19 protein-coding genes and 1 pseudogene are annotated in these 22,786 nt (G+C 57.9%); 15 read left to right on the top strand and 5 right to left on the bottom strand.

The genetic code is table 11. The annotated features are described in order from the left end of the window. Window positions 1–6 precede the first annotated feature (6 nt). On the bottom strand, window positions 7–1,395 hold the full coding sequence (locus tag RZS32_RS18125) for a dipeptidase (protein ID WP_317054950.1): 1,389 nt from the start codon (window positions 1,393–1,395) through the stop codon (window positions 7–9). 216 nt (window positions 1,396–1,611) lie between these two features. On the opposite strand from RZS32_RS18125, the gene hemA reads away from it, so the two are divergent. From hemA to ispG, 3 genes and pseudogenes are all read left to right on the top strand, one after another. After that, on the top strand, window positions 1,612–2,835 hold the full coding sequence (hemA, locus tag RZS32_RS18120; RefSeq protein ID WP_317054949.1) for a 5-aminolevulinate synthase: 1,224 nt from the start codon (window positions 1,612–1,614) through the stop codon (window positions 2,833–2,835). Window positions 2,836–2,945: 110 nt separating this feature from the next. Continuing rightward, entirely contained in the window at window positions 2,946–4,250 is a 1,305-nt protein-coding gene (locus tag RZS32_RS18115; protein WP_317054948.1) for a helix-turn-helix domain-containing protein, read from the top strand. 77 nt (window positions 4,251–4,327) lie between these two features. Then, window positions 4,328–5,456: pseudogene (gene ispG, locus RZS32_RS18110) on the top strand (flavodoxin-dependent (E)-4-hydroxy-3-methylbut-2-enyl-diphosphate synthase). Between the two features lie 41 nt (window positions 5,457–5,497). Here the strand turns inward: ispG and RZS32_RS18105 are convergent. Both RZS32_RS18105 and RZS32_RS18100 read right to left on the bottom strand, forming a co-directional pair. After that, window positions 5,498–6,244: a DsbA family protein gene (locus tag RZS32_RS18105; protein WP_317054946.1), complete on the bottom strand. Its 747-nt coding sequence runs from the start codon at window positions 6,242–6,244 to the stop codon at window positions 5,498–5,500. Between the two features lie 17 nt (window positions 6,245–6,261). Continuing rightward, the gene (locus RZS32_RS18100) at window positions 6,262–7,602 is read right to left on the bottom strand and encodes a M48 family metalloprotease (RefSeq protein WP_317054945.1); all 1,341 of its coding nucleotides are present in this window, start codon (window positions 7,600–7,602) and stop codon (window positions 6,262–6,264) included. 63 nt (window positions 7,603–7,665) lie between these two features. Here RZS32_RS18100 and RZS32_RS18095 point away from each other — a divergent pair, with 63 nt between their 5' ends. From RZS32_RS18095 to RZS32_RS18070, 6 genes are all read left to right on the top strand, one after another. Continuing rightward, the gene (locus RZS32_RS18095) at window positions 7,666–8,811 is read left to right on the top strand and encodes a pyridoxal phosphate-dependent aminotransferase (protein WP_317054944.1); all 1,146 of its coding nucleotides are present in this window, start codon (window positions 7,666–7,668) and stop codon (window positions 8,809–8,811) included. Between the two features lie 74 nt (window positions 8,812–8,885). Then, window positions 8,886–10,103, top strand: a complete 1,218-nt coding sequence (locus RZS32_RS18090) for an N-acetylmuramoyl-L-alanine amidase (RefSeq protein ID WP_317054943.1) — start codon at window positions 8,886–8,888, stop codon at window positions 10,101–10,103. Between the two features lie 88 nt (window positions 10,104–10,191). After that, window positions 10,192–12,711: a penicillin-binding protein 1A gene (locus RZS32_RS18085; RefSeq protein WP_317054942.1), complete on the top strand. Its 2,520-nt coding sequence runs from the start codon at window positions 10,192–10,194 to the stop codon at window positions 12,709–12,711. 143 nt (window positions 12,712–12,854) lie between these two features. After that, a complete protein-coding gene (gene prfB / locus RZS32_RS18080; protein WP_317054941.1) occupies window positions 12,855–13,985 on the top strand; it encodes a peptide chain release factor 2 in 1,131 nt (376 codons plus the stop codon). A gap of 36 nt (window positions 13,986–14,021) precedes the next feature. After that, complete coding sequence (locus RZS32_RS18075; protein ID WP_317054940.1) at window positions 14,022–15,431, top strand: amidase; 1,410 nt, start codon at window positions 14,022–14,024, stop codon at window positions 15,429–15,431. A gap of 56 nt (window positions 15,432–15,487) precedes the next feature. Then, window positions 15,488–16,294, top strand: a complete 807-nt coding sequence (locus RZS32_RS18070; RefSeq protein WP_317054939.1) for a DUF2189 domain-containing protein — start codon at window positions 15,488–15,490, stop codon at window positions 16,292–16,294. Between the two features lie 36 nt (window positions 16,295–16,330). Here RZS32_RS18070 and mazG read toward each other — a convergent pair whose 3' ends face one another. Further along, a complete protein-coding gene (gene mazG / locus RZS32_RS18065) occupies window positions 16,331–17,143 on the bottom strand; it encodes a nucleoside triphosphate pyrophosphohydrolase (protein ID WP_317054938.1) in 813 nt (270 codons plus the stop codon). A 64-nt stretch (window positions 17,144–17,207) separates the two neighbouring features. On the opposite strand from mazG, the gene RZS32_RS18060 reads away from it, so the two are divergent. The 3 genes from RZS32_RS18060 to RZS32_RS18050 are packed head-to-tail and all read left to right on the top strand — an operon-like array spanning window position 17,208 to window position 19,814. Then, window positions 17,208–18,383: a M20 aminoacylase family protein gene (locus tag RZS32_RS18060; protein ID WP_317054937.1), complete on the top strand. Its 1,176-nt coding sequence runs from the start codon at window positions 17,208–17,210 to the stop codon at window positions 18,381–18,383. A 15-nt stretch (window positions 18,384–18,398) separates the two neighbouring features. Further along, window positions 18,399–19,376, top strand: a complete 978-nt coding sequence (gene speB / locus RZS32_RS18055) for an agmatinase (RefSeq protein WP_317054936.1) — start codon at window positions 18,399–18,401, stop codon at window positions 19,374–19,376. Window positions 19,377–19,406: 30 nt separating this feature from the next. Continuing rightward, a complete protein-coding gene (locus tag RZS32_RS18050) occupies window positions 19,407–19,814 on the top strand; it encodes a DUF1499 domain-containing protein (RefSeq protein WP_317054935.1) in 408 nt (135 codons plus the stop codon). 6 nt (window positions 19,815–19,820) lie between these two features. On the opposite strand, the gene RZS32_RS18045 is transcribed toward RZS32_RS18050, so the two are convergent. Continuing rightward, window positions 19,821–20,048: a hypothetical protein gene (locus tag RZS32_RS18045; RefSeq protein ID WP_338548370.1), complete on the bottom strand. Its 228-nt coding sequence runs from the start codon at window positions 20,046–20,048 to the stop codon at window positions 19,821–19,823. A gap of 62 nt (window positions 20,049–20,110) precedes the next feature. Here RZS32_RS18045 and prfA point away from each other — a divergent pair, with 62 nt between their 5' ends. The 3 genes from prfA to RZS32_RS18030 all read left to right on the top strand — a co-directional run bounded on the left by prfA (window position 20,111) and on the right by RZS32_RS18030 (window position 22,774). Beyond that, window positions 20,111–21,160, top strand: coding sequence for a peptide chain release factor 1 (gene prfA, locus RZS32_RS18040; RefSeq protein ID WP_339106744.1), 1,050 nt, complete (start codon window positions 20,111–20,113; stop codon window positions 21,158–21,160). Continuing rightward, entirely contained in the window at window positions 21,157–21,996 is an 840-nt protein-coding gene (prmC, locus tag RZS32_RS18035; protein WP_317054934.1) for a peptide chain release factor N(5)-glutamine methyltransferase, read from the top strand. The genes prfA and prmC overlap by 4 nt, the downstream gene beginning before the upstream one ends. A 226-nt stretch (window positions 21,997–22,222) precedes the next feature. Next, complete coding sequence (locus tag RZS32_RS18030) at window positions 22,223–22,774, top strand: DUF4167 domain-containing protein (protein ID WP_317054933.1); 552 nt, start codon at window positions 22,223–22,225, stop codon at window positions 22,772–22,774. Window positions 22,775–22,786 lie beyond the last annotated feature (12 nt).

Genomic DNA, 22,786 nt, shown 5'->3' with positions numbered 1-22,786 from the left:
CACAGATCAGCCTGTCAGCTCGTCCAGCACCCGCGCCCAGCTGCGCACGCCTTTTTGAAAGCTTTCGACGTTGTATTTCTCATTCGGGCTATGAATGGCGTCGTCTTCGTTGGCAAATCCGATCAGCATGGAATCCAGCCCGAGGATTTCCTTGAAGAACCCGGCAATCGGGATCGAGCCACCCATGCCAACAAAGACCGCCTCCCGGTTCCATTCATCGCTAAGCGCCTGACGCGCGGCTTCGAACTCGGGGCGCGCGATGTTCATCACCGCCGCGGGCGAGCCGTCAAGATCATCATTCCATTCTACCCGCGCATCTGGGGTCAGCCGGTCCTCGACATGTTTGCGCAGCTTGCGACGAAGCGCGTCGGGGTCCATATCTCCAACCAACCGGCAGGTGACCTTGCAATGCGCCTCGGCCGGGATCACCGTTTTGGTGCCCACGCCCTGATACCCGCCCCACAGGCCATTGACTTCTAGCGTTGGTCGTGCCCATTGCTGAACCAGCGTCGAATAGCCGTCTTCGCCATGCGGCTCGGTGAAGCCCACGGATGTAAGGTATTCATCCTCATCAAAGCCGCTGTTTTCCCATTGGCGCAAAAGATCGTCCGGCACTTCGTGCACGCCTTCATAAAATCCCTCGACCGCCACGCGGCCTGTGTCGTCATGGAAGCTGGCGATGAGACGAGAGATTTCGCGCAACGGATTGAGCGCCGGTCCTCCGTAATGACCTGAATGCAAATCGATTCTTGGGCCGTGGATTGTGAACTCTTCCTTCACCATCCCACGCAATTGTGAAGCAATAGACGGCACACCCGGCGCGACCATGGACGTGTCGCAAATCAGGGCCAGGTCGGCTTTCAGTTCGGCGGCATTCTCTTCCATGAAAGGCACAAGCGAAGGCGAGCCGGATTCTTCTTCGCCCTCGAAGAAAAACGTGATGCGACAGGGCAGGGTGCCAGTGACCGCCTTGTAGGCGCGGCAGGCTTCGACAAAGGTCATCAATTGCCCTTTGTCGTCTGACGATCCGCGCCCGCGAATGACTTGACCTTTGGGGGTATCTTGTAGCTCGGGCTGGAACGGATCGGTGTGCCACAGGTCGAGGGGATCCACCGGCTGCACGTCATAATGACCATAAAACAAAAGGTGCGGCGTGTCCTTGCCTTCCGGTCCGTCAATATGGCCGACCACCATCGGATGGCCCGATGTCAGGCGTTTCTCAGCGCGCGCTCCAAGGCTTTGCAGGTCTGCCACCAGCCAATCGGCGGCTTCCTGACAGGGTTTGGCATAGGCTGGATCGGTCGAAATTGACGGAATACGCAACAGCTCCATCAGGCGATCCATCGCCTGCGGCATGTCGGAATCAATTCGGGCCAAAACGGCGTCAAGGGACATGAGATGTCTCCAATCATTGGTCGTGGAGTTTGGCGCGACCCTACCAGCCCCGTGCGCACTGTCCAGCATCTTGATTTGGGTCAAAGAGACCCCCGTGGCAATTTGTAAACTATTGCTTGCAAGCGACGGGTTCTATATCCGTCCCAAGAAACCTGAGCATGTCATTTCGGTGACATGTGGCCCACCCAGGCCAGACTGCCAAGGAAGGGAAGACGCGTGGATTTTTCTGCGAAGCTTGATGAAGCGATTGCGCGCCTGCATGAAGAAGGCCGGTATCGGACGTTTATCGATATTGAACGTCAAAAGGGGCAGTTCCCGCATGCGATCTGGCGTCGTCCGGATGGCACCGAACAGCCCGTGACGGTCTGGTGCGGCAATGACTATCTTGGCATGGGGCAGCATCCCGTCGTTTTGGAGGCGATGCACGAAGCGCTGGATTCCACCGGGGCCGGTTCGGGCGGCACGCGCAACATTTCCGGCACAACCGTTTATCACAAACGTCTTGAGGCCGAACTGGCAGACCTGCATGGCAAGGAAGCGGCGCTGCTTTTCACCAGCGCCTATATCGCCAATGATGCCACGCTCTCAACTTTGCCAAAACTGTTCCCCGGTCTGATCATCTATTCCGATGAACTCAACCACGCCTCGATGATCGAGGGTGTGCGCCGCAATGGCGGGGCCAAGCGGATTTTCAAGCACAACGATCTGGATCACCTGCGCGAACTGCTCGCTGCCGATGACCCGGATGCACCGAAACTGATTGCGTTTGAATCGGTCTATTCCATGGATGGCGATTTTGCTCCGATCGAGGCGATTTGTGATCTGGCAGACGAGTTCGGTGCGTTGACTTACATCGACGAAGTGCATGCCGTCGGCATGTATGGGCCACGCGGAGCAGGTGTTGCGGAACGCGACCGGCTGATGCACCGCATCGACATCATCAACGGCACGCTGGCCAAAGCCTTTGGCGTGATGGGCGGCTATATCGCGGCGACGGCCAAGATGTGCGATGCCATACGGTCTTATGCGCCGGGCTTTATCTTCACCACATCCCTGCCACCTGCGGTGGCGGCTGGCGCGGCGGCATCCGTGGCGCATCTCAAAACCGATCAGGCGCTTCGTGATCTGCACCAGACACAAGCCAAGACGCTTAAGCTGCGGCTCAAGGGGCTTGGACTTCCTTTGATTGATCATGGAAGCCACATTGTGCCTGTCATCGTTGGTGATCCGGTTCATACCAAAAAGCTCAGTGACATGCTGCTCGACGGCTATGGAATCTACGTCCAGCCGATCAATTTCCCCACGGTTCCAAGAGGCACTGAGCGGCTTCGTTTCACGCCATCTCCGGTGCATGGGCCGCAAGAAATTGACCAACTTGTCCACGCAATGGACGCACTTTGGAGCCATTGCGCCTTAAATCGGTCCGAATTGTCTGCATAAACGTGCTGCGGGTGCATTCGCATCTGCGATATGTTACAGTTATGTGAGACGGGCGGGATGCACGCGAATCATGAGATTGCGAGCAGGCATAGGACAAAGGCAGTAAGGGTATGATCGGTTTCCGGTCAAAACGTGTGTCAGACGAACCGGGAGACGAACCTCGCGGTTTCGATGCATTTGACCTGCGCCTTGGCGACATGATGCGCGGCGAACGCGCGACCATGGGCAAATCTCTGCTGGATGTGGAACGCGAGCTTCGGATCAAGGCCTCTTATGTGGCTGCGATCGAGAATTGCGATCCCGATGCCTTTGACACACCCGGCTTTATTCCCGGCTATGTGCGCTCTTATGCGCGCTATCTGAACATGGACCCCGACAAGGCATTTGAAGGCTTTTGTCAGGAAAGCGGGTTTTCCATTGCGCACGGTATGTCCGCAGAGGCGTCGAGCCTGCGGCGTGGCGAGATTGCCAAAGCGCGCCGCAAGATGCATCGCGAGGATCCGATTGCGGTTCCCAAGACACCCTTTGTCCCGGCCAAGGATTCCATTGTGTCCGGCGTTGAACCCGGCGCGATTGGGTCGGCCCTTGTTCTGATGCTGCTCATCGGCGGGATTGGCTACGGCGGCTGGAGCGTTCTGAATGAAGTTCAACGCGTGCAGTTTGCACCCGTGGAAAACACACCTGATGTTCTCAGCGATCTTGATCCCCTGAACGGTGTCGTGGTGGCACCTCCGGGTGTGGAGAGCACCGAGGATCCGGCCCAAACAGCAGACAATGGCTTTGAGGCGCCGCGGGATGAACGGCTGGATCGGCTTTACCGTCCACAGGCGCTTGATGTGCCCGTGCTGACTGCGCGCGATGCGCCGATTTCCACGCTCGATCCATCTGAAGTGGGAACGTTCCGTCCAGAACTTCCTTCGGCGGACACGGCACCTTCGAATTTCGCCTCTGACACGGCACCTGCCAATTTCTCGTCCAACAATGCGCTTGCTTCGGTAACAGCGGAAGAGCCGGGTATCGAAACACCGGTTGCGAGCCCGCAGGTTCTGAGTGATCAGCCACAGGGCGTGCGCATGGTGGCTGTGCGTCCGGCCTGGGTTCGTGTTCGGGCGGCTGATGGCACGGTCCTGTTCGAAGGAATCATGAATGCCGGTGACACTTGGGATGTCCCTGTGACCGAAGAACCGTCCGAGCTGCGCGTGGGCGAATCCGGTTCTATCTATTTTGCCATGAACGGCCAGCACTATGGTCCGGCTGGGCCCAGCGGGCAGGTGACGTCAGGTTTGCCGCTGGATGCGCAGATGTTGGCAGACGCTTTGCAGGTCGCTGACCTTAACCAGGATGAAGACCTGCTGCGCTACGTGGCAGAGCTTCAGGGCGTGGCAGAGACGCCGGAGGCCCCAATCGAGGATTAAACGCCGCAAGGCAATTGCCTCTTGTGCCACTGCAACCTATTGTCAGTTTAAGTTTACAACGTTGCGGACCCGCGCTCATGTCGCTTAATCACATCCGTCCCTGGCGCAATATCTATCGCCGCGAAAGCCGTCAGATCATGGTGGGCAACGTTCCCGTGGGCGGGGATGCCCCGATCAGCGTGCAGACCATGACCAATACGGTCACTACGGATATCCCCGGCACCATCGCACAGGTTCAGGCCGCCGCAGAGGCGGGCGCGGATATCGTGCGTATTTCCGTGCCCGATGAGGATTCTGTCGCGCGCGCTCAAGGACATCGTGCGCGAAAGCCCGGTGCCGATTGTGGCAGATATTCATTTTCACTACCGGCGCGGAATTGAGGCGGCAGAGGCCGGCGCGGCCTGTCTGCGGATCAATCCGGGCAACATCGGCTCAGAAGACCGCGTGCGCGAAGTGATCAAGGCCGCGCGCGATCATGGGTGCTCTATGCGCATTGGTGTGAACGCAGGATCGCTGGAAAAGCACCTGCTTGAGAAATACGGAGAGCCCACGCCCGAGGCGATGGTGGAGTCTGGTCTCGACCATATCAAGGTGCTGCAAGACAATGATTTTCATGAATTCAAGATAAGCTGTAAGGCGTCTGATGTATTCATGGCGGCCGCTGCCTATCAGGCCCTGGCCGAGGCCACGGACGCGCCGATTCACCTTGGCATCACTGAGGCAGGTGGCCTTGTGTCTGGTACAATCAAGTCCGCGATTGGTCTTGGAAACCTGCTCTGGATGGGCATTGGCGACACGATCCGGGTAAGCCTAAGCGCCGATCCGGTGGAAGAGGTGAAGGTTGGGTATGAAATCCTGAAGTCTCTCGGGCTGCGTCATCGCGGTGTGAATATCATCTCTTGCCCATCCTGTGCGCGACAGGGCTTTGACGTCATCAAGACCGTCGAGGCGCTGGAAAAGCGGCTGGAGCATATCAAAACCCCCATGAGCCTTTCGATCATTGGCTGTGTTGTGAATGGTCCTGGCGAGGCTTTGATGACCGATGTGGGCTTTACCGGTGGCGGTGCAGGATCGGGGATGGTTTATCTGGCTGGCAAAGCCAGTCACAAACTGTCCAATGATGAGATGATTGAGCACATCGTCGAACAGGTTGAGAAAAAAGCCGCAGAAATTGATGCTGTAGAAGCGGCACAAGCTGCGGAATAATAATTATTTCATAAGAGCTTAGCGCGCAATCTTGCGGCAAGTTATTCGCTTCGCAGATCTTCCGCTATCGCCAGCATGTCATCCGCAGGAACAAACCCTCGTAACATCTGGGTTTGCATCACAAATGTCGGCGTGCCGGAAATGCGCAGACGTTGTGCCAGGGCATGATTTGACGCGATCACTTCGGTCACATCATCGCTTTCCATATGCGCGAGAATATCATCAGTGGGCAGGTCAAACGCATCGCTGAGCCGTCGCAACGCAGGTTCAGACACCTCTCCCGGCAGGGCGATCAAGGCATCATGAACAGCCTTGTAGTTCTCATTGCCTGCCAGCTGCTTCACCGCGATGGCAAAGCGCGATGCGGTTACAGAATCCTCTCCAAGAATGGGAAATTCCTTTACAATCAGGCGGATGTTTCCATCAGTTTCGAGTAGGTTTTCGATTTCGGGATGGGCACGCCGACAAAACCCGCAGCGATAGTCAATGAACTCAACCAGCGTGATGTCACCGTTTGGATTGCCCCCGACCCAAGAGTGAGTGTCCTCAAACAGCGCCTCTTCATTTGCCGCAACCAAAGCCACATCTGCCTGGGCTTGTTGCTCTGCTTCACGCTGTTCCAGAACCGCGACGGCCTCCATAATCACTTCAGGATTTTCCAGAAGATACTGCCTGATTTCCGCCCGAAAAGCTTCGCGCTCGGCATCGCTCATCCCGTCCACATCTAGGCTGTGCGCGGGCAGGGTGAGCGCCGTGACGGCTGCTGCTGCTATAAGCCAGTTTTTCATTCGCTCTCCCCCAAACTCTACTTGTTCCGAGCGGCGCGCTTGACCGCTGACAGGATGTCCTGGGCCCTTCGATACCCCGCGGAGCCCTGAGGTAAAAGCCCCGATGCGCGTTTGGCATGGATTGCGGCGTCTTCCATCCGATTGACCATGGCGTACCGCTCTGCCGTCACAACCGAGGCCATGCCGGTGTTTCCAAGTTTGGCATAGGCCGTGGCCATATCTCTTAAAAGCCGCGGATCCCGTCCATCTGATGCGCGTGATTTTTCAAGCATTTGCAGAGCGTCCTGCGTTTGACCCGTGGCCAACATAGCCCGACCATACGACCCTTGGATGAGTGCGTTGCGTGGCGCAAGCTGTGCCGCACTTCTATAGGCCGTGACGGCGGCGTCGAACTGCCGGCTTTCCATCAGGATCTGTCCCTTAAGCTCATAATAGTAGGGATCATTCGGGTTGGCGGCGATCGCCTGGTCGATCAACGGCAGGGCACGGTTGAGATTTGCGCGCCGATGCCAAGCCACTGCCTCGCGCATCGCCTTGATATCGGCATAGCCCGATTCACCTGCGCGATTCAGGGTCCACTTCGGCGACCGCTGGAAGGCCGACAATTTGCCCTTGGCGCGCATAAACCAGTACCACGCTGCGGTATCTTTGGGCGTCTCACGCCCAACATGTGCCTGGCTCAGGCGCTGCATCGTACGGTAGCGATCTTGCGATAGAGGGTGCGTGCGCGCATAGGGGTCTTGTCGGGCGGAAATCAAAAGCTCTTGTCCGCGAAAGAGATCAAGCACTTTGAGCGCACCTTCTGTGCTGATCCCAGCCTCAACCAGGTAACGCAGGCCACTTTGGTCCGCCGCGTTCTCTTCAGCACGTGTGTGCACGAAAAAGAGGCGCTGTGCTGTGGTCTGTGCCCCGAGTGCGACGGCCCCCGCCGCCTCGGCACCACCCCCCGCCGCAACCGCAGCGATCGCGGCAAGTGCCGATCCGATGCCAGCTGCCGTACGTGCATTGCGCAGATTGATAGGTCGCCGGGTCAAATGCCCATTGGCGATATGCGCCGCCTCATGCGCGATCACCGATTGCAGCATGTCCGGCGTTTCCATGCGCTGGATCAGGCCGGAATTGAGGAAAATATGATTCCGATCAATGACAAAGGCATTGAGAGAGCCATCGTCAATGACGAGTATCCGCATGCCCGCCGTGCCCAATCCAGCGGCGTGTAAGACGGGCGCGGCAAGCTGTTTGAGGGCGTGTTCGATATCGGGATCGCGCAAGATTGTCTGCGCCCGTGCTGGCAGTGCCAGAAGCATCGCCAACAAGGCGCTTGCGGTCAGAATACGTAAGATGTGTGAGAGAGACATTGACGGCGTCGCGCTTTCCAAGTGAAACCCATCTAAACGTTAGCGCAGTTTACGGGGAAGCAAATGCGAAACTCAAGCCGGTCCGAGGTCGATCCCTTCATCGTGATGGATGTCATGGAAGCTGCGCGCCAGGCCGAAGAAGCGGGGCGGCACATCATCCACATGGAAGTGGGCCAGCCCGGAACCCCTGCGCCGCATGGTGCACGAGAGGCGCTGGCCAAGGCGATGGCAACCGACGCGATGGGCTATACCGTGGCACTTGGGCTGCCGCAGCTCAGGGCGCGCATCGCAAAGCTTTATGGCGAATGGTATGATGTTGACCTGTCGCCGGAGCGTGTGGTGATCACGCCCGGCTCGTCAGGGGCGTTCATTCTGGCCTTCACGGCGCTTTTTGACACAGGCGCGCGGGTTGGCATCGGGGCGCCGGGCTATCCCAGCTACCGGCAGATCCTGAAATCCCTCGCGCTGACCCCGGTCGATATTGAAACCGCGGCAGAAAACCGCCTGCAGCCGGTGCCGGGTGATCTGGAAGGCCTCAATCTGGATGGGTTGATGGTGGCCAGTCCGGCGAATCCCACCGGCACGATGCTGGATCGCGCATCGCTGAGTGCTTTGATGCAGGCCGCCGCCGCGCAGGGGGCCAGTTTCATCAGTGACGAGATTTACCACGGGATCGAATATGAGGCGAAGGCCGTCACCGCGCTGGAGATCAGCGACGACGCTTATGTGATCAATTCCTTTTCAAAGTACTTCTCAATGACGGGTTGGCGCGTGGGGTGGATGGTCGTGCCCGAAGATCACGTCCGCGTGGTGGAGCGTCTGGCGCAAAATCTCTTTATTTGTCCGCCACATGCCAGTCAATTGGCCGCGCTAGCGGCGATGGATTGCGGCGACGAATTGCAAGCGAATATGGATGTTTACACGGCCAACCGCGCCTTGATGCTAGAAGGCTTGCCGAAAGCCGGGTTTGACCGTATCGCGCCGCCTGATGGCGCGTTCTACGTTTACGTCGATGTCAGCGACCTGACCGAAGACAGCCGTGCCTTTGCAGCCGAGATTCTTGAGAAAGCGGGTGTGGCCGTGACCCCCGGCCTTGATTTTGACCCCAAGCGCGGGGCGGGCACCCTGCGGTTTTCCTATGCACGTTCCACGGCTGATATCGAAGAAGGGCTTGCGCGGCTAAAGACGTTTATGGACGCGCGGTCATAACAAGATTGAGTGGGCAATCGCTGCGCGCTGGTGTAAGCTGAAACAAAATCAGACCTAACGGCAGGCGAGCAGAAATGATCCGGGTGATACTGGGATGTGTCATGGCGCTATGGGCGTCACTGGCGGTAGCGCAGGACTTCAGCGGTCTGGCGCGCTTTGACGAAGCTGCTTCAGAGATCGTCGATACACGGGATGGCGTCGAGCTGCGCCTGCAGCTGAGCCAGGGCGTGCCGTGGCGCGTCTTTACCCTGCAAAGCCCTCCGCGCCTTGTCATGGACTTCCGCGAAGTGGATTGGCGAGAGGCCACGCCCGAGAGTATTGACCGCTCAGAGCGCGCTGTCGCGGTTCGTATGGGCGGATTTCGACCCGGATGGTCCCGTATGGTAGTCGATCTGGCCGGTCCATATGGCGTGGCAGGGGCCGATATGGCCATAGCCACGCAGACGGGTGCTGCGATTTTGACCATTCAACTGGAAGACATGGACGCCGAGAGCTTTGCCGCAGCCTCAGGAGCGCCTGATTTGCCGGGATGGGAGGCAACCGGAACGCCGCTCAAGGGTGTGATCCGCCCACGTCAGCGTGGCGATACGCCTTTGGTCGTTGTGATCGATCCTGGTCATGGCGGCATTGATCCCGGTGCCGAGCAGGGCGACGTCAATGAAAAAGAACTGATGTTGGCCTTTTCCAAGGAACTGAAAGACATGCTGCTTCGTGCGGGGGAATTTGACGTGATCCTGACGCGGGAGGAGGATATTTTCGTCTCGTTGGAGGGCCGCGTTGCTCTGGCGCATCAGGTTCAGGCCGACCTCTTTATTTCGTTCCATGCCGATGCCCTAAGCGAGGGGCGCGCCAATGGGGCCACAGTCTACACGCTGTCGGACAGCGCGTCGGATAAGGCTTCTGCCGCACTTGCCGAGCGTCACGACAGGGCGGATATTCTCGCAGGTATTGACCTGAGCGAAAGCGATGATGTCGTGGCCGACGTTCTTATGGATCTGGCGCGGCAGGAAACCCAGCCACGCGCAGAAGAATTCGCCAAAAGCCTGAAAGCCGGAATTGAAGAACAGGGCTTGCCGCTCAACTCTCGTCCCCTACGGTCCGCAGGGTTTTCGGTGCTCAAGTCACCAGATATTCCGTCAGTTTTGCTGGAATTGGGATTTTTGTCCTCGGAACGGGACCGCACTAACATCACTGATCCTGGCTGGCGGAACGAAATGGCCAAGGCAGTTGTTCAAGCCATACAGGCGTGGCGTATCTCGGACGCAGCCCAAGCCGATCTGGTGCGGCAATGACCCGCCCGCGCTTTGCCGCTGCCGGAATGTGTTTTGACGCTGCAAATCGGGATGCCTATATGAAGATCAATTCAAAGGATATTCAGACGTGTTGAGACTTATCCTAAGCTTCTTTGGTACGATTTTCAGCTTGGCAACGCTGGGCGTGGTGGTGGTGGCTGTTAGCATCGGCGCGATTTTTCATGTCTATGGCCGAGATCTGCCAAGCCACGAGTCTTTGGCCAATTATGCCCCACCTACGATCAGCCGCATCTATTCCGGCGAAGGTGTGATCATTGACGAATTTGCGCGCGAAAGACGGTTGTTTACGCCCGCTGAGGATATTCCCGATCTGGTGAAACAGGCGTTCATCTCCGCCGAGGATAAGAATTTTTACAACCACAAAGGTTATGATGCGCGCGGAATTGCGGCGGCCATGTATGAGGCGGTGCAAACCCGTGGCGCTACTGTGCGTGGTGCTTCGACGATCACGCAACAGGTGATGAAGAATTTCCTGCTGTCCGGGGACCGGCGCATTGAACGCAAGATCAAAGAGATCATCCTGGCGACGCGGATCGAGGGCACGCTAGAGAAAGATGATATTCTTGAGCTGTACCTCAATGAGATTTTCCTAGGGCAAAACTCCTACGGAGTGGCGGCTGCTGCTCAGACTTACTTCAACAAATCGCTCAGCGAACTGGCCCCGCACGAGGCGGCTTTTCTGGCGTCTATGCCCAAAGCGCCGTCTGATTTTCACCCTGTGCGCCAAAAAGACCGGCTGAAAGAGCGCCGCGACTTCGTGCTCGAAGAGATGTACGAGAACGGCTATATCGACAAAGCGACTTACGAGAGCGAAATCGAAGCGCCGCTATTATCGGTGCAGAACGGGGATTTTGAGCCATTCTCGGCCCAGCTTCCGCCGCGTGATTACTTCACCGATGAGATCCGCCGTCAGCTGAGCCGTGATTTTGGGGAAGGCGAGTTTTTCACCGGCGGCCTGACCGTGCGGGCAACGATTGACCCCGAATTGCAAGAAGAGGCTGCAGAGGCGCTGCGTCGCCAACTTGAGATTTACGATCGTGGGCTCGGCAAATGGCGCGGCACTGAAATCATCCTGCCGCAAGAGACGCTTGCCTCGGAAGAGGATTGGCGTGCGGCATTGGAAGAGGCCGATGTGGCGCGGGATATTGTATTGAACGGCCCGTGGTTCCCAGCGGTGATCCTGGAAATTGGCGATCAGCAGATGCGTATCGGCGTAGACCGCATCCGCGAATCTGAGGCCGAGCCGCAAATTGTACCGCGTAAAGATATCGGCTGGCTTCCTGGCAACTTCCAACAAACCTTTGAAAAGGGCGAAGTGGTTTATGTGCGCCGCCTTCTGAACGACGACGGCGATTTTGCCCGCTGGTCACTGCGTCAGGTACCCGAGGTGCAGGGCGGCTTTGTGGCGATGGACGTCAACACCGGCCGCGTTCTGGCGATGCAAGGTGGGTTTTCTTACCAGCACTCGGTTTTCAACCGCGCCACACAAGCCCAGCGTCAGCCGGGGTCGAGCTTCAAGCCTTTCGTCTATGCCGCAGCGCTCGACAGCGGCTATTCGCCAGCCACCATCGTAGTGGACGCGCCGATTGAAATCGATACGCCGCAGGGCCTGTGGCGGCCTAAGAACTCGTCAAATCGCTTTTATGGCCCCACGCCGCTGCGCACGGGGATTGAACAATCACGCAACCTGATGACCATCCGCCTTGCTCAAGAGGTCGGTATGGACACGGTGGCTTATTATGCCGAACGCTTTGGCGTCTATGATCGCATGGGCGCGTTTCTGGCCAATTCGCTGGGGTCCGAAGAAACCACGCTTTACAAAATGGTTTCGGCTTATGCGATGTTTGCCAATGGAGGTGAACAGGTGCGCCCGACGCTCGTGGACCGGGTGCAGGATAGGTATGGCAAAACCGTCTATCGCCACGATCCGCGCAATTGCGAGGAATGCGACGATCCCGGTATCGCGCGCAACCTATCGCCCAAGATCACCTCGGATCGCCGCCGTGTGATGGATGCCGTCACGGCCTACCAGATCACCTCGATGATGCAGGGCGTGGTGGATCGTGGCACAGCATCCGGGGCGATCAACCTGCCAGTTCCGATTGCGGGCAAGACCGGCACGACCAATGATGCGCGTGACGTCTGGTTTGTCGGGTTTTCGTCCAACATCGCTGCAGGCTGCTACATTGGCTATGATCAACCGCGCGGGCTTGGCCCCAACGCATTTGGCTCAACCATGTGCGGTCCGGTGTTTCAGGCGTTTATGTCCAAGGCCATTGAGAAGTATGGTGGTGCAAGTTTCCGCGTTCCTGATGAGTGTGAGTTTATCAACATCGACCGGTTCACAGGTGCGCGTTTGCCCGAAGGCACGTATGGAGACTATGTTGTGCCCGAGTGTTTCCGTGCCGGAGAAGAGGCGATTTTCGGTCTGCTCTTTGACGGCGGATTTGGCATGGGCAGCGACTTTGATCTCTTCGCAGCAGGCGAAACAGAGCAGGTCCGCGAAGTCACCACCTCAACCGGGGACACGGGTCAAGTGGGGGAGAAATCCAGCTTCGGCAACCTGAGTTCCGGTGGGCTTTATTGATCGTGGAAACGTAAGGTTTCACCCAACCTGTGCCATTCCTGTAGAGTAGGCGGCACCCGACAGCCCATACAACGCCTTCGTCTTGTCGCGCCGCGCGGTGCTTGCTATCACCTTGCTCTGAGCAGACCAAGGACATCACCCACATGCGCGCTGAAATTCAAACGCTTGTCTCTGAGATCGAGAATTCGCTGGAGCTTCTGCGCCAACGGATGGGGTGGGAGACCGCCCAGCATCGGTTGGAGGAATTCAATGCGCGGGTGGAGGACCCCAACCTTTGGGATGACCCAGCCAAGGCGCAAGGCCTGATGCGCGAGCGGCAGGCTCTGGTCGATGCGATGGACACGCATGATTCCATCAAGGCCGATCTGGAGGACAACACCGGCCTCATCGAGCTGGGCGAGATGGAAGAGGACGATGAGGTCGTGACGGAGGCGGAAAACGCGCTGAAGGCGTTGGCCAAGAAAGCCGCTGCGAAAGAGCTCGAGGCGCTTTTGAATGGTGAGGCTGATGCCAATGATACCTTCCTTGAGATCAATGCCGGGGCAGGCGGCACGGAGAGCTGTGACTGGGCCTCGATGCTGGCGCGGATGTATGTGCGATGGGCCGAAGCTAAGGGGTACACCGTCGAGCTTCAATCCGAGCAGGCGGGTGACGAGGCCGGGATCAAATCCGCCGCATACAAGATTTCGGGACACAACGCTTATGGTTGGCTCAAATCAGAATCCGGCGTGCACCGTTTGGTGCGCATTTCGCCCTTTGATTCTGCGGCCAAGCGGCACACGTCCTTTACCTCGGTCTGGGTCTATCCGGTGGTGGACGACAACATCGAGATCGACGTCAATCCCAGTGATATCCGCATCGACACCTACCGCAGCTCGGGCGCAGGCGGACAGCATGTCAACAAGACGGACTCGGCGGTGCGGATTACTCACCATCCCACAGGGATCGTCGTGACCTCATCAGAAAAGTCACAGCATCAGAACCGGGATATTGCGATGAAAGCCCTCAAATCGCGGCTTTATCAACTGGAGCTCGACAAGCGCAATCAGGCCATCAACGAAGCGCACGAAGCCAAGGGTGACGCGGGATGGGGCAATCAGATCCGGTCTTATGTCTTGCAGCCTTACCAGATGGTCAAAGACCTGCGGACAAGTCACGAGACGAGTGACACCAAAGGCGTTCTGGATGGAGATCTTGATCCTTTTATGGCCGCAACGCTTGCCATGAATGTCAGCGGCAAGAGCCGCGCCGAAGCGCAGGGCGATGACGCGTAAGGGTCGCCTTTCGGGCTCTGTTGAAGGGATATTAGCATGTCTGATCCGTTGAAGCTCTCCGCTGTAGAGCAGGTCGCGTCTATCCGTGACGGCAACCTAAGTGCTGAGGCGTTGATGCAGGCCACTCTGGCGCGGATTGGCGAAGTCAACGGCACGGTGAATGCCATTGTCTCTATGGGGGATGAAGAGGTGCTCTTGGCCGACGCGCGCAAGGCTGATGGCGCAGCAACCAAAGGTCCTCTGCATGGTCTTCCCATCGCCATCAAGGATCTTGAGGATGCCAAGGGGTTTCCCACCTCGCAAGGCTCACCCGCCTTTGCCGGGCACATGCCAGATGTGGACAGCCCCTACGTGACGCTCTTGCGCGAGGCCGGGGCCATCATTATCGGCAAGACCAACACGCCCGAATTCGGATTGGGCAGCCACACTTATAACCCGGTGCATGGTACGACCGCCAACCCCTATGACACCTCGCGCAGTTGCGGTGGATCGTCGGGTGGTGCAGCGGTGGCGTTGGCGACAGGCATGCTGTCGATTGCCGATGGCTCTGACATGATGGGCAGCCTGCGCAATCCGGCAGGCTGGAACAATGTCTATGGCATGCGCCCCAGCTGGGGGCGGGTACCGGGGGATGCTGGGGGTGACATGTTCCTGCACCGGATTTCCACCAACGGCCCTATGGCGCGCACGCCCCAAGATCTGGCGCTGCTGTTGGATGTGATGTCCGGCAAAGGCGACCATGCGCCATATGCGCAGGGGTTCGCGCAGGTCGGAAGGCCAACATCCGATCTCAAAGGCAAACGCATCGCCTGGCTTGGTGACTGGTCCGAGGCCTGGGCCTTTGAAGAGGGTATATTGGCGCTCTGCGAAACCGCGCTGGACACTTTCGCCAAAGAAGGCGCGCAGGTTGAGACACTTCCTGCCCCTTTTGATCGGGACCTTTTATGGGAAAGCTGGACGACCTTGCGCAGCTGGTCCATGGCCGCATCTCTGGGGTCGGTTCTGGACAACCCGGCGACACATAACCAACTCAAACCAGAGGCGGTGTGGGAAATCGAGGCTGGACGCAAGCTTTCGGGGCTCGACGTGCACCGCGCCAGCGAAATCCGGTCTGATTGGTATCGCACCGCCGCGCAGCTTTTGCAGGAGTACGACGCGCTGGCGCTTCCCACCGCGCAAATCTGGCCATTCCCGATGGAAAATACCTGGCCGCGTGAGATCGCTGGTCGCCAGATGGACACCTACCACCGCTGGATGGAGGTGATGATCCCAACGAGCCTGGCTGGCCTTCCCGCCGTGGCCGTGCCAGCCGGTTTTGGGCAGGCGGGTCTGCCAATGGGACTGCAACTCATTGGGGCGCACGGGAACGATGGGGCCTTGCTGAACATGGCGATGGGATATCACGAAGCGACCCAGTGGCCTCAAACGCGTCCGCCGCAGCTTTGATTTTCTACTTTGCGCACACCGCCCCCCGCCGTTAGGCTGTGAACGGGGAGGCGGAAATGACCGAAACACGACCATTGGGTGTACCCGACCTGGGCCATGTCACGTTTTCAATGTTGAGCATGGCCTTGTCTCGGGCCTGGCAGGATATCCGACAGGCACCGGGCTATGCGGTGATTTTTGCCGGTGTCTATGTGGTGATTGGCTGGATCATGGCGTGGGTGACATGGGTGACGGGGCATAGCTACTGGCTTGTCTTTGCCGCCGTAGGCTTTCCACTTGTCGGACCGTTTGCAGCGGTGGGGCTTTATGAAGTCAGTCACAGGCTGGAACAGCGCATGTCTTTGACACCAAGAGAGGTTTTTGGCGTTATCTTTGATCAGCGCAACCGACAACTGCCGTCGATCTGTGCCGTCATCATCGTCATGTTTCTCTTTTGGTTTTTTGTTGGGCACATGATTTTCGCGCTCTTTCTGGGCTTTTCAACAATGACCAACATATCCTCCTCGTATGAAATCTATGTCTCACAAGACGGGCTGATGATGCTGGGCTTTGGCACGGTCATCGGGTCTGGTTTTGCACTCCTGCTCTACAGCATCACGGTCATTGCCCTGCCGCTTTTGCTGGATCGCGAAGTGGATTTCGTCACCGCGATGATCACCAGTGTGCAGGTGGTTCTGCAAAATCCGGTGCCGATGATTGTCTGGGGTATAGTGATCGCTGTTTTGACATTTCTGGCGATGCTACCTGCATTCCTTGGGTTGTTTGTGGTGCTGCCGCTTTTGGGGCATGCCACATGGCATCTTTACCGGTTGATTGTCGAGGCGGGGGCGCGGGAAACCGTGGGCGCAGAAGTTGAGGCCTAAGGCCGCCTTTTTAAAACGCACGGGATTGCAAGCACATTACGCGCGCTCTTCTGCCTTTGCCTGATCCCAAAGCGCATCCATCTCTTCCAAATCTGACTCCTCGGGGCGTTTGCCTCGCGCGGTCAACAAGGCCTCAATCCGCTCGAAGCGCCGAGTAAACTTGGCATTGGCGCGGCGCAGGGCTTGTTCGGGGTCGACCTTCATATGTCGCGCCAGATTGGCCATGACGAACAAGAGGTCTCCGAATTCCTCCTCGACCTTGTCAGGGCCCAGATCGTCAGCAGCCTCACGCAATTCTTCTGCCTCCTCGGATATCTTGTCGATCACATGTCCTGCATCGGGCCAGTCAAACCCGACCCGTGCCGCGCGTTTCTGAAGCTTGACCGCCCGCAACAGCGCAGGAAGCCCAACGGCCACGCCGTCGAGAACCCCTGTCTGCGCCTTGGCCGCCCTTTCTGCGGCCTTCACCGCCTCCCAGTCGCGAGTTTGCTGTTCGGCGGATTTGTCCCGGCTCTCGCAGCCAAACACATGTGGGTGGCGCGCGACCATCTTGTCGGAAATACCATTGGCCACATCGTCGAAATCAAACAGATCGCGATCCTCGGCGATCTGCGCATGAAACACCGCCTGCAACAGCAGATCGCCCAACTCATCGCGCAGCTCATCAAACGCTCCGCGTTCAATGGCATCTGCCACCTCATAGGCCTCTTCAATCGTATAGGGGGCGATGGTGCCGAAATCCTGTTCAATATCCCAGGGACAGCCCGTATCAGGATCGCGCAAACGGCGCATGATCTCGCGCAGGCGCGGCATCCCACCTTTGGGGTCTTGGATCAGCTCATCAGCCATTGCACTGGCCTCCTTTCTGGCGTTGAGTGGACCCTGACGTTGCGCACGCAAGGAGTCCAGAGACTTGGCCATCATCAATCGCATCGCCGGCTTTGCCGAGGACATGACCGCCTGGCGGAGGCATCTGCACGCCCATCCAGAGCTTGGGTTGGAATGTCATGATACGGCTGCTTTTGTGGTCGAGCGGTTACGTGAATTTGGCATCACGCAGATTGAGACAAGGATCGCCAAAACAGGCGTTGTGGCCGTCATCGAAGGGCAAGGAGACGGCCCCACAATTGGTTTGCGCGCGGATATGGATGCGCTGCCTTTGGAGGAAACCAGCGGTGTTGAACACAGCTCAACCCGGCCCGGCGTGATGCATGCCTGTGGTCATGACGGGCATACCACGATGCTTTTAGGCGCGGCGCGGTATCTGGCGGAGACACGCAATTTCAAAGGCCGTGTGGCGCTCATTTTTCAGCCCAGCGAAGAGGCCAATCCGGGCGGTGCGCGCCTGATGGTCGAAGACGGGATCATGGAGCGTTACGACATTGATCAGGTCTATGCCCTGCACACCATGCCCGGCGAGGACGAGGGCAGTTTTTCCACCTCTCCGGGGCCGTTTATGGCAGCGGTGGACACGTTTCATATTGATATCACCGGTCAAGGCGGACACGGGGCTTTCCCGCATGAAACTCGCGATCCCGTCATCGCGGCCGCAGGTATGGTGCAGGCCATTCAGACGATTGTGAGCCGGAATCATTACGCGCTTGAGGATCTGGTCGTGTCCGTCACGCAAATCCATACAGGCAGTGCCGAGAATATCGTGCCCGAAACGGCCTATGTGAACGGCACAATCCGCAGCTTTAATGAGGATGTCCGGCGCATGGCCCACACCCGGTTGACCGAGGTGACAGCAGGGCAGGCCTCGTCTTATGGCGTATCGGCTGAGCTGCGCATCGAAGACGGGTATCCGGCCACTGTGAACCATCCAGAGGAAACAGAATTTGCCGCAAGGGTGGCCAGTGAAATCTCTGGATCGGAACAAGTGCGCACGGACCGATCCCGCGAAATGGGGGCAGAGGACTTTGCCTTCATGCTCAATGCCCGACCCGGAGCGTATCTCTTGCTGGGGCAAGGTGAGGGACCAATGCTGCATCATCCGAGTTTTGACTTCAACGATGCGGTGGCACCTGTTGGCGCATCTTATTTCGCGCGGCTTGTTGAGAACGCTCAGCCGGTGGGCGCCAAAGACTAAACAAGGGGGATACTCATGGGACTGGAAGAGGCAAAGGAACAAGTGGATCAGGCGTTCACGCGCGATGATCTGAAGGGGCTATCCTTTGAGAACACCTTCGGGGGCGCCACATCTTTTCTGCGTCGCCGTTACAGCAAGGACCTCACGGGTGTGGATGTCGCCATCACTGGCATTCCATTTGATCAGGCCGTGACCAACCGGACCGGCACCCGGTTTGGTCCGCGAGCCGTGCGTGAGGCCTCTTGCCTGCAGGCGTTTGATCCGCCGATGTATTGGGATGGGTTCAGCCCTTTGGAAGAGATGGCCATCGTGGACTACGGCGATCTGGCCTTTGATTACGCCAATATCCCGGCCTTTCCAAAGGCCCTGACCGATCATATCCGCACCATTCTGGAGGGCGGTGCCGCGAGCATTGCGATTGGCGGAGATCATTACATTTCCTTCCCCATCCTGCGCGCCTATGCCGAGAAATACGGGCCACTGTCGCTCTTGCAGTTTGATGCCCATTCTGACACTTGGCCGGACGATGACATGGACCGGGTGGATCATGGCACGATGTTCTACAAAGCGGTGAAGGAAGGTCTGATTGATCCCGCACGGTCCGTGCAGGTCGGCATTCGCACGGTCAATGCCGACAATCTTGGCGTGCCCACGATCACCGCCCGCGAGGCGCATGAGATGGGACCTGCCAAAGTGGCGGAGAAGATCAAGTCCGTCCTGAAAGACAATCCCACCTATGTCAGTTTTGACATCGATGGTCTGGACCCGGCCTTTGCGCCGGGCACGGGCACGCCGGTCTGGGGCGGGCTTTCCAGCTGGCAGGCGGCGGCGATCCTGCGCGATCTTGCAGGCATCAACATGGTGGGGGGTGACATGGTCGAAGTGTCCCCTCCGTTTGACACGACAGGGGCCACCGCCATTGCAGGGGCGCATGTGGTGACCGAGCTTTTGTGCCTCTGGGGCTGGACGCGGCGGGAAACCGGAGCATCTTGAGTATTTTCAGAACGATGAAAGGCGGGTTTGGTGCGCAAGGTGATGTGGCTTGTTGTGATCCTGTTGGTGGCGCTTGTGGGCGTTGGGCTTTACGCGCGACTTGCTCCGTCAGATGTCGCACGCTGGCATGTCATGCCAGAGGGGGCGACGCCGGGGGATAGTGCCGGGCAGGCTGTGCGCGTGGTCGAGGCAGAGGGCGGTACCTTTTCCAGACTTGATGAGATCATACTGAACACACCGCGTACTGAAGTTCTGGCTGGCAGCGTCGAAGAAGGCATGCTCACCTACATCACGCGTTCTGCGCTTTTTGGATTTCCCGATTACACGACAGTGGCTTTCAGCGGTGATCAAATCACGCTGTTTGGCAGGTTGAGGTTTGGAAAATACGATATGGGCGTCAATGCCAAACGGCTTGACGGCTGGCTGTCTCAGCTCTGAGCCTCTTCAGGACGAAATACAGGCGTCGCTTACTTCCCGCCACATGGGATTGTTCAGCGACATCTGGCATTGCGCCAAAAAGCTCCGGCCGTCCACTTGCATACAAATCGTTTCACCCAGCTCAACGCGCGCACCGGATTTGTCCGTGCAATAGCATTCGACCGTCTTGGTTGCGGCTGCGACCTGCGCCATCGCAGGCAGCATCAGCACTGAAAGAAAGAATATACGTGTCATGACCCTTATTTAGCACAGTGTTGCGGCTTGACCAATACCAAGGAATGCGAGACACCCCGCCTATGGTGCCTCTAGAGAGATTAGCGGAAATCACGCAACGCTTCGAGTTTATCGAGGCGCAAATGGCTGAGGGCGGTGGGGACATCGCCAAGCTGGGCCGGGAATATGCGGAATTGCGCCCGGTGGTTGAGGAAATCCGTGCGTATCAGGCTACTCTTGACGACATTGAGGGAGCCAAAGCTCTTCTTGATGATCCCGAGATGAAGGAGCTTGCTTCAGAGGAGCTGGCTCAGTTGGAGGACGAATTGCCGCGCATGGAAGAAGCGCTGCAATTGGCTTTACTGCCGCGCGATGAGGCCGATGCGCGCCCAGCGATTGTTGAGATTCGTCCTGGAACCGGAGGCGAAGAGGCAGCCCTTTTTGCCGGGGATCTCTTGCGTATGTATCAGCGCTATGCCGAGGCGCGGGGCTGGTCCTTTGACATCATCGAACTCAATCAGACCGAACTTGGCGGCATCAAGGAAGTGGTGGCCAATGTGCGCGGAGAAAACGTCTTTGCCCGCCTGAAATACGAATCCGGTGTGCACCGAGTGCAGCGTGTGCCCGAAACTGAGTCAGGCGGGCGCATTCATACGTCCGCAGCGACAGTGGCGGTGTTGCCAGAGGCTGAGGATGTGGACATTCATATTGACGCAAATGACATCCGCATCGACACCATGCGCAGCTCGGGTGCAGGCGGGCAGCACGTTAACACCACAGATTCCGCCGTACGGATCACGCATATTCCGTCGGGCATTGTGGTGACGTCTTCGGAGAAATCCCAGCACCGCAACCGAGAGATTGCGATGCAGGTGCTGAAGACGCGGCTCTACGATATGGAACGCCAACGCGCGCATGACGAACGCTCGGCCGACCGCGCCGCGCAAGTGGGCTCTGGCGATAGATCCGAACGCATTCGCACCTATAATTTCCCGCAAGGGCGCATGTCGGATCACCGGATCAACCTCACGCTCTACAAGCTCGATCAGATCATGCAGGGAGATCTGGATGAGACGATTGATGCGCTCACAGCTGATGCGCAGGCTAAACTGTTGGCGGAGATGAACGGGTGAGCCAAGTCTTCGGTGACCTGGTGCAACAGGCCAAGGATGCACTGGAACGCGCGGGGATTGAGGGCGCCGCGCGCGAAGCGCGTATTCTTGCGGCCAAGGCGGCGGATATTCCAGTGGATCGCGCCTCTTTGTCTTTCCAGGAGGTCGTAGCGCGTGAGGCGCAATCAAAACTTGAAGCGTTCATTGCCTCTCGAGTCCTTCGTATGCCGCTATCACATATTACGGGTACGCGGGCATTCTATGCACACGAATTCACTGTCACGCCCGATGTTCTTGATCCGCGTCCCGAAACCGAGACGCTGATTGAGACCGCGCTTGAGAGTGACTTCCAGCATGTGCTCGATCTCGGTACGGGGTCAGGGTGTATTTTGCTGTCTTTGCTGGCGGCACGTTCCGAAGCGGCGGGGGTCGGCACGGATAAATCTCCCAGGGCACTGGATGTGGCGCTTGAAAATGCCGCACGTCTTGGGGTGACGGACCGATGCCTTTTCTTGAGATCTGACTGGTATTCGGATGTCGAAGGGCAATTCGATCTGATCGTGTCCAATCCGCCTTATATTTCTGCTCAGGAGATGGAGAATCTTCAGCCTGAACTTACGCATGAGCCGCGTATGGCGCTTACCGACGAGATGGACGGTCTTTCAGCGTATCGCGGCATCATACCAGGTGCGGGGGCACATTTGCGCCCAAATGGGCGACTTTTGGTGGAAATTGGCTGGACTCAACGCACACCGGTCGTCGGTTTGTATGAGCAGTCAGGGTTTACCGATATTAACATCACCTCTGATATGGATGGGCGGGATCGTGTTGTAAGTGGCGTCTGGCAGGGGGCTTGAGGAGTTTTCCCCACAAATCCGGCTGATTTCAGCGCTTTTTTCTTAAAAACTGTGCTTAACCCTTGTGCTGCCGACGTTGGCATGCTTACTAGATGGTGTCGCAGCGAGTTTGCACTCAGCAACGGGCGCGACGCCAAGCCAGCACATCAGACCGGTTCATTCTTGGCGCAGGGGGCGCCAGCCGGTTGGAAAAGGCGCTTAGAGCAATAAGGCTGTCAATTTAGTTATGAGATCATCGAAGTCACGTTCGCGGAACAAGTCAAACCGCAACCGTTCGTCCATGGGCAATGTCGTCAACCGTGTGTTCGACAGTTCAGGCCCGGAAGGCAAAGTGCGCGGAACACCGCAGCAAATCATTGATAAGTACAATCAGCTTGCGCGCGATGCGCAACTGTCTGGCGACAGGGTCGCTCTGGAGAATTTCCAGCAACACGCGGAACACTACCTGCGACTTCTGAGCGTCGCTCAAAAAGAGCAGGACGCGCGTCGCGAAGAACAAGAACGCCAGAACCGCGAGCGCCAAGCCGAACGGGACCGCGAGCGCGCGCATCGGCAGGAAAGGGAGTCGAATGGCGGTGACCTCGCCGATGCACCCCAACCTGATTTTGCGCAGCCGGATGTGCCGGACACCGAAAGCGGGTTGGTCGAGACGCCCGAAAGCCAGTCTGACGCACCACCTCCCAAACCCAAGCGCCCGCGCAAGCCGAAAAAGCAGGCTGAGAGCGATGAGGCCCCGGTGATGGATGCAGGGGGCGAGCCCTCTGAGGCGGCAGAGTAAAATTCACCTCGG

Source organism: Roseovarius sp. W115 (assembly GCF_032842945.2).
GTDB classification, from domain to species: Bacteria; Pseudomonadota; Alphaproteobacteria; order Rhodobacterales; family Rhodobacteraceae; genus Roseovarius; species Roseovarius rhodophyticola.
Note: the sequence above shows the minus strand (reverse complement) of the source record. Positions and strands in the feature narration are given on the sequence as shown.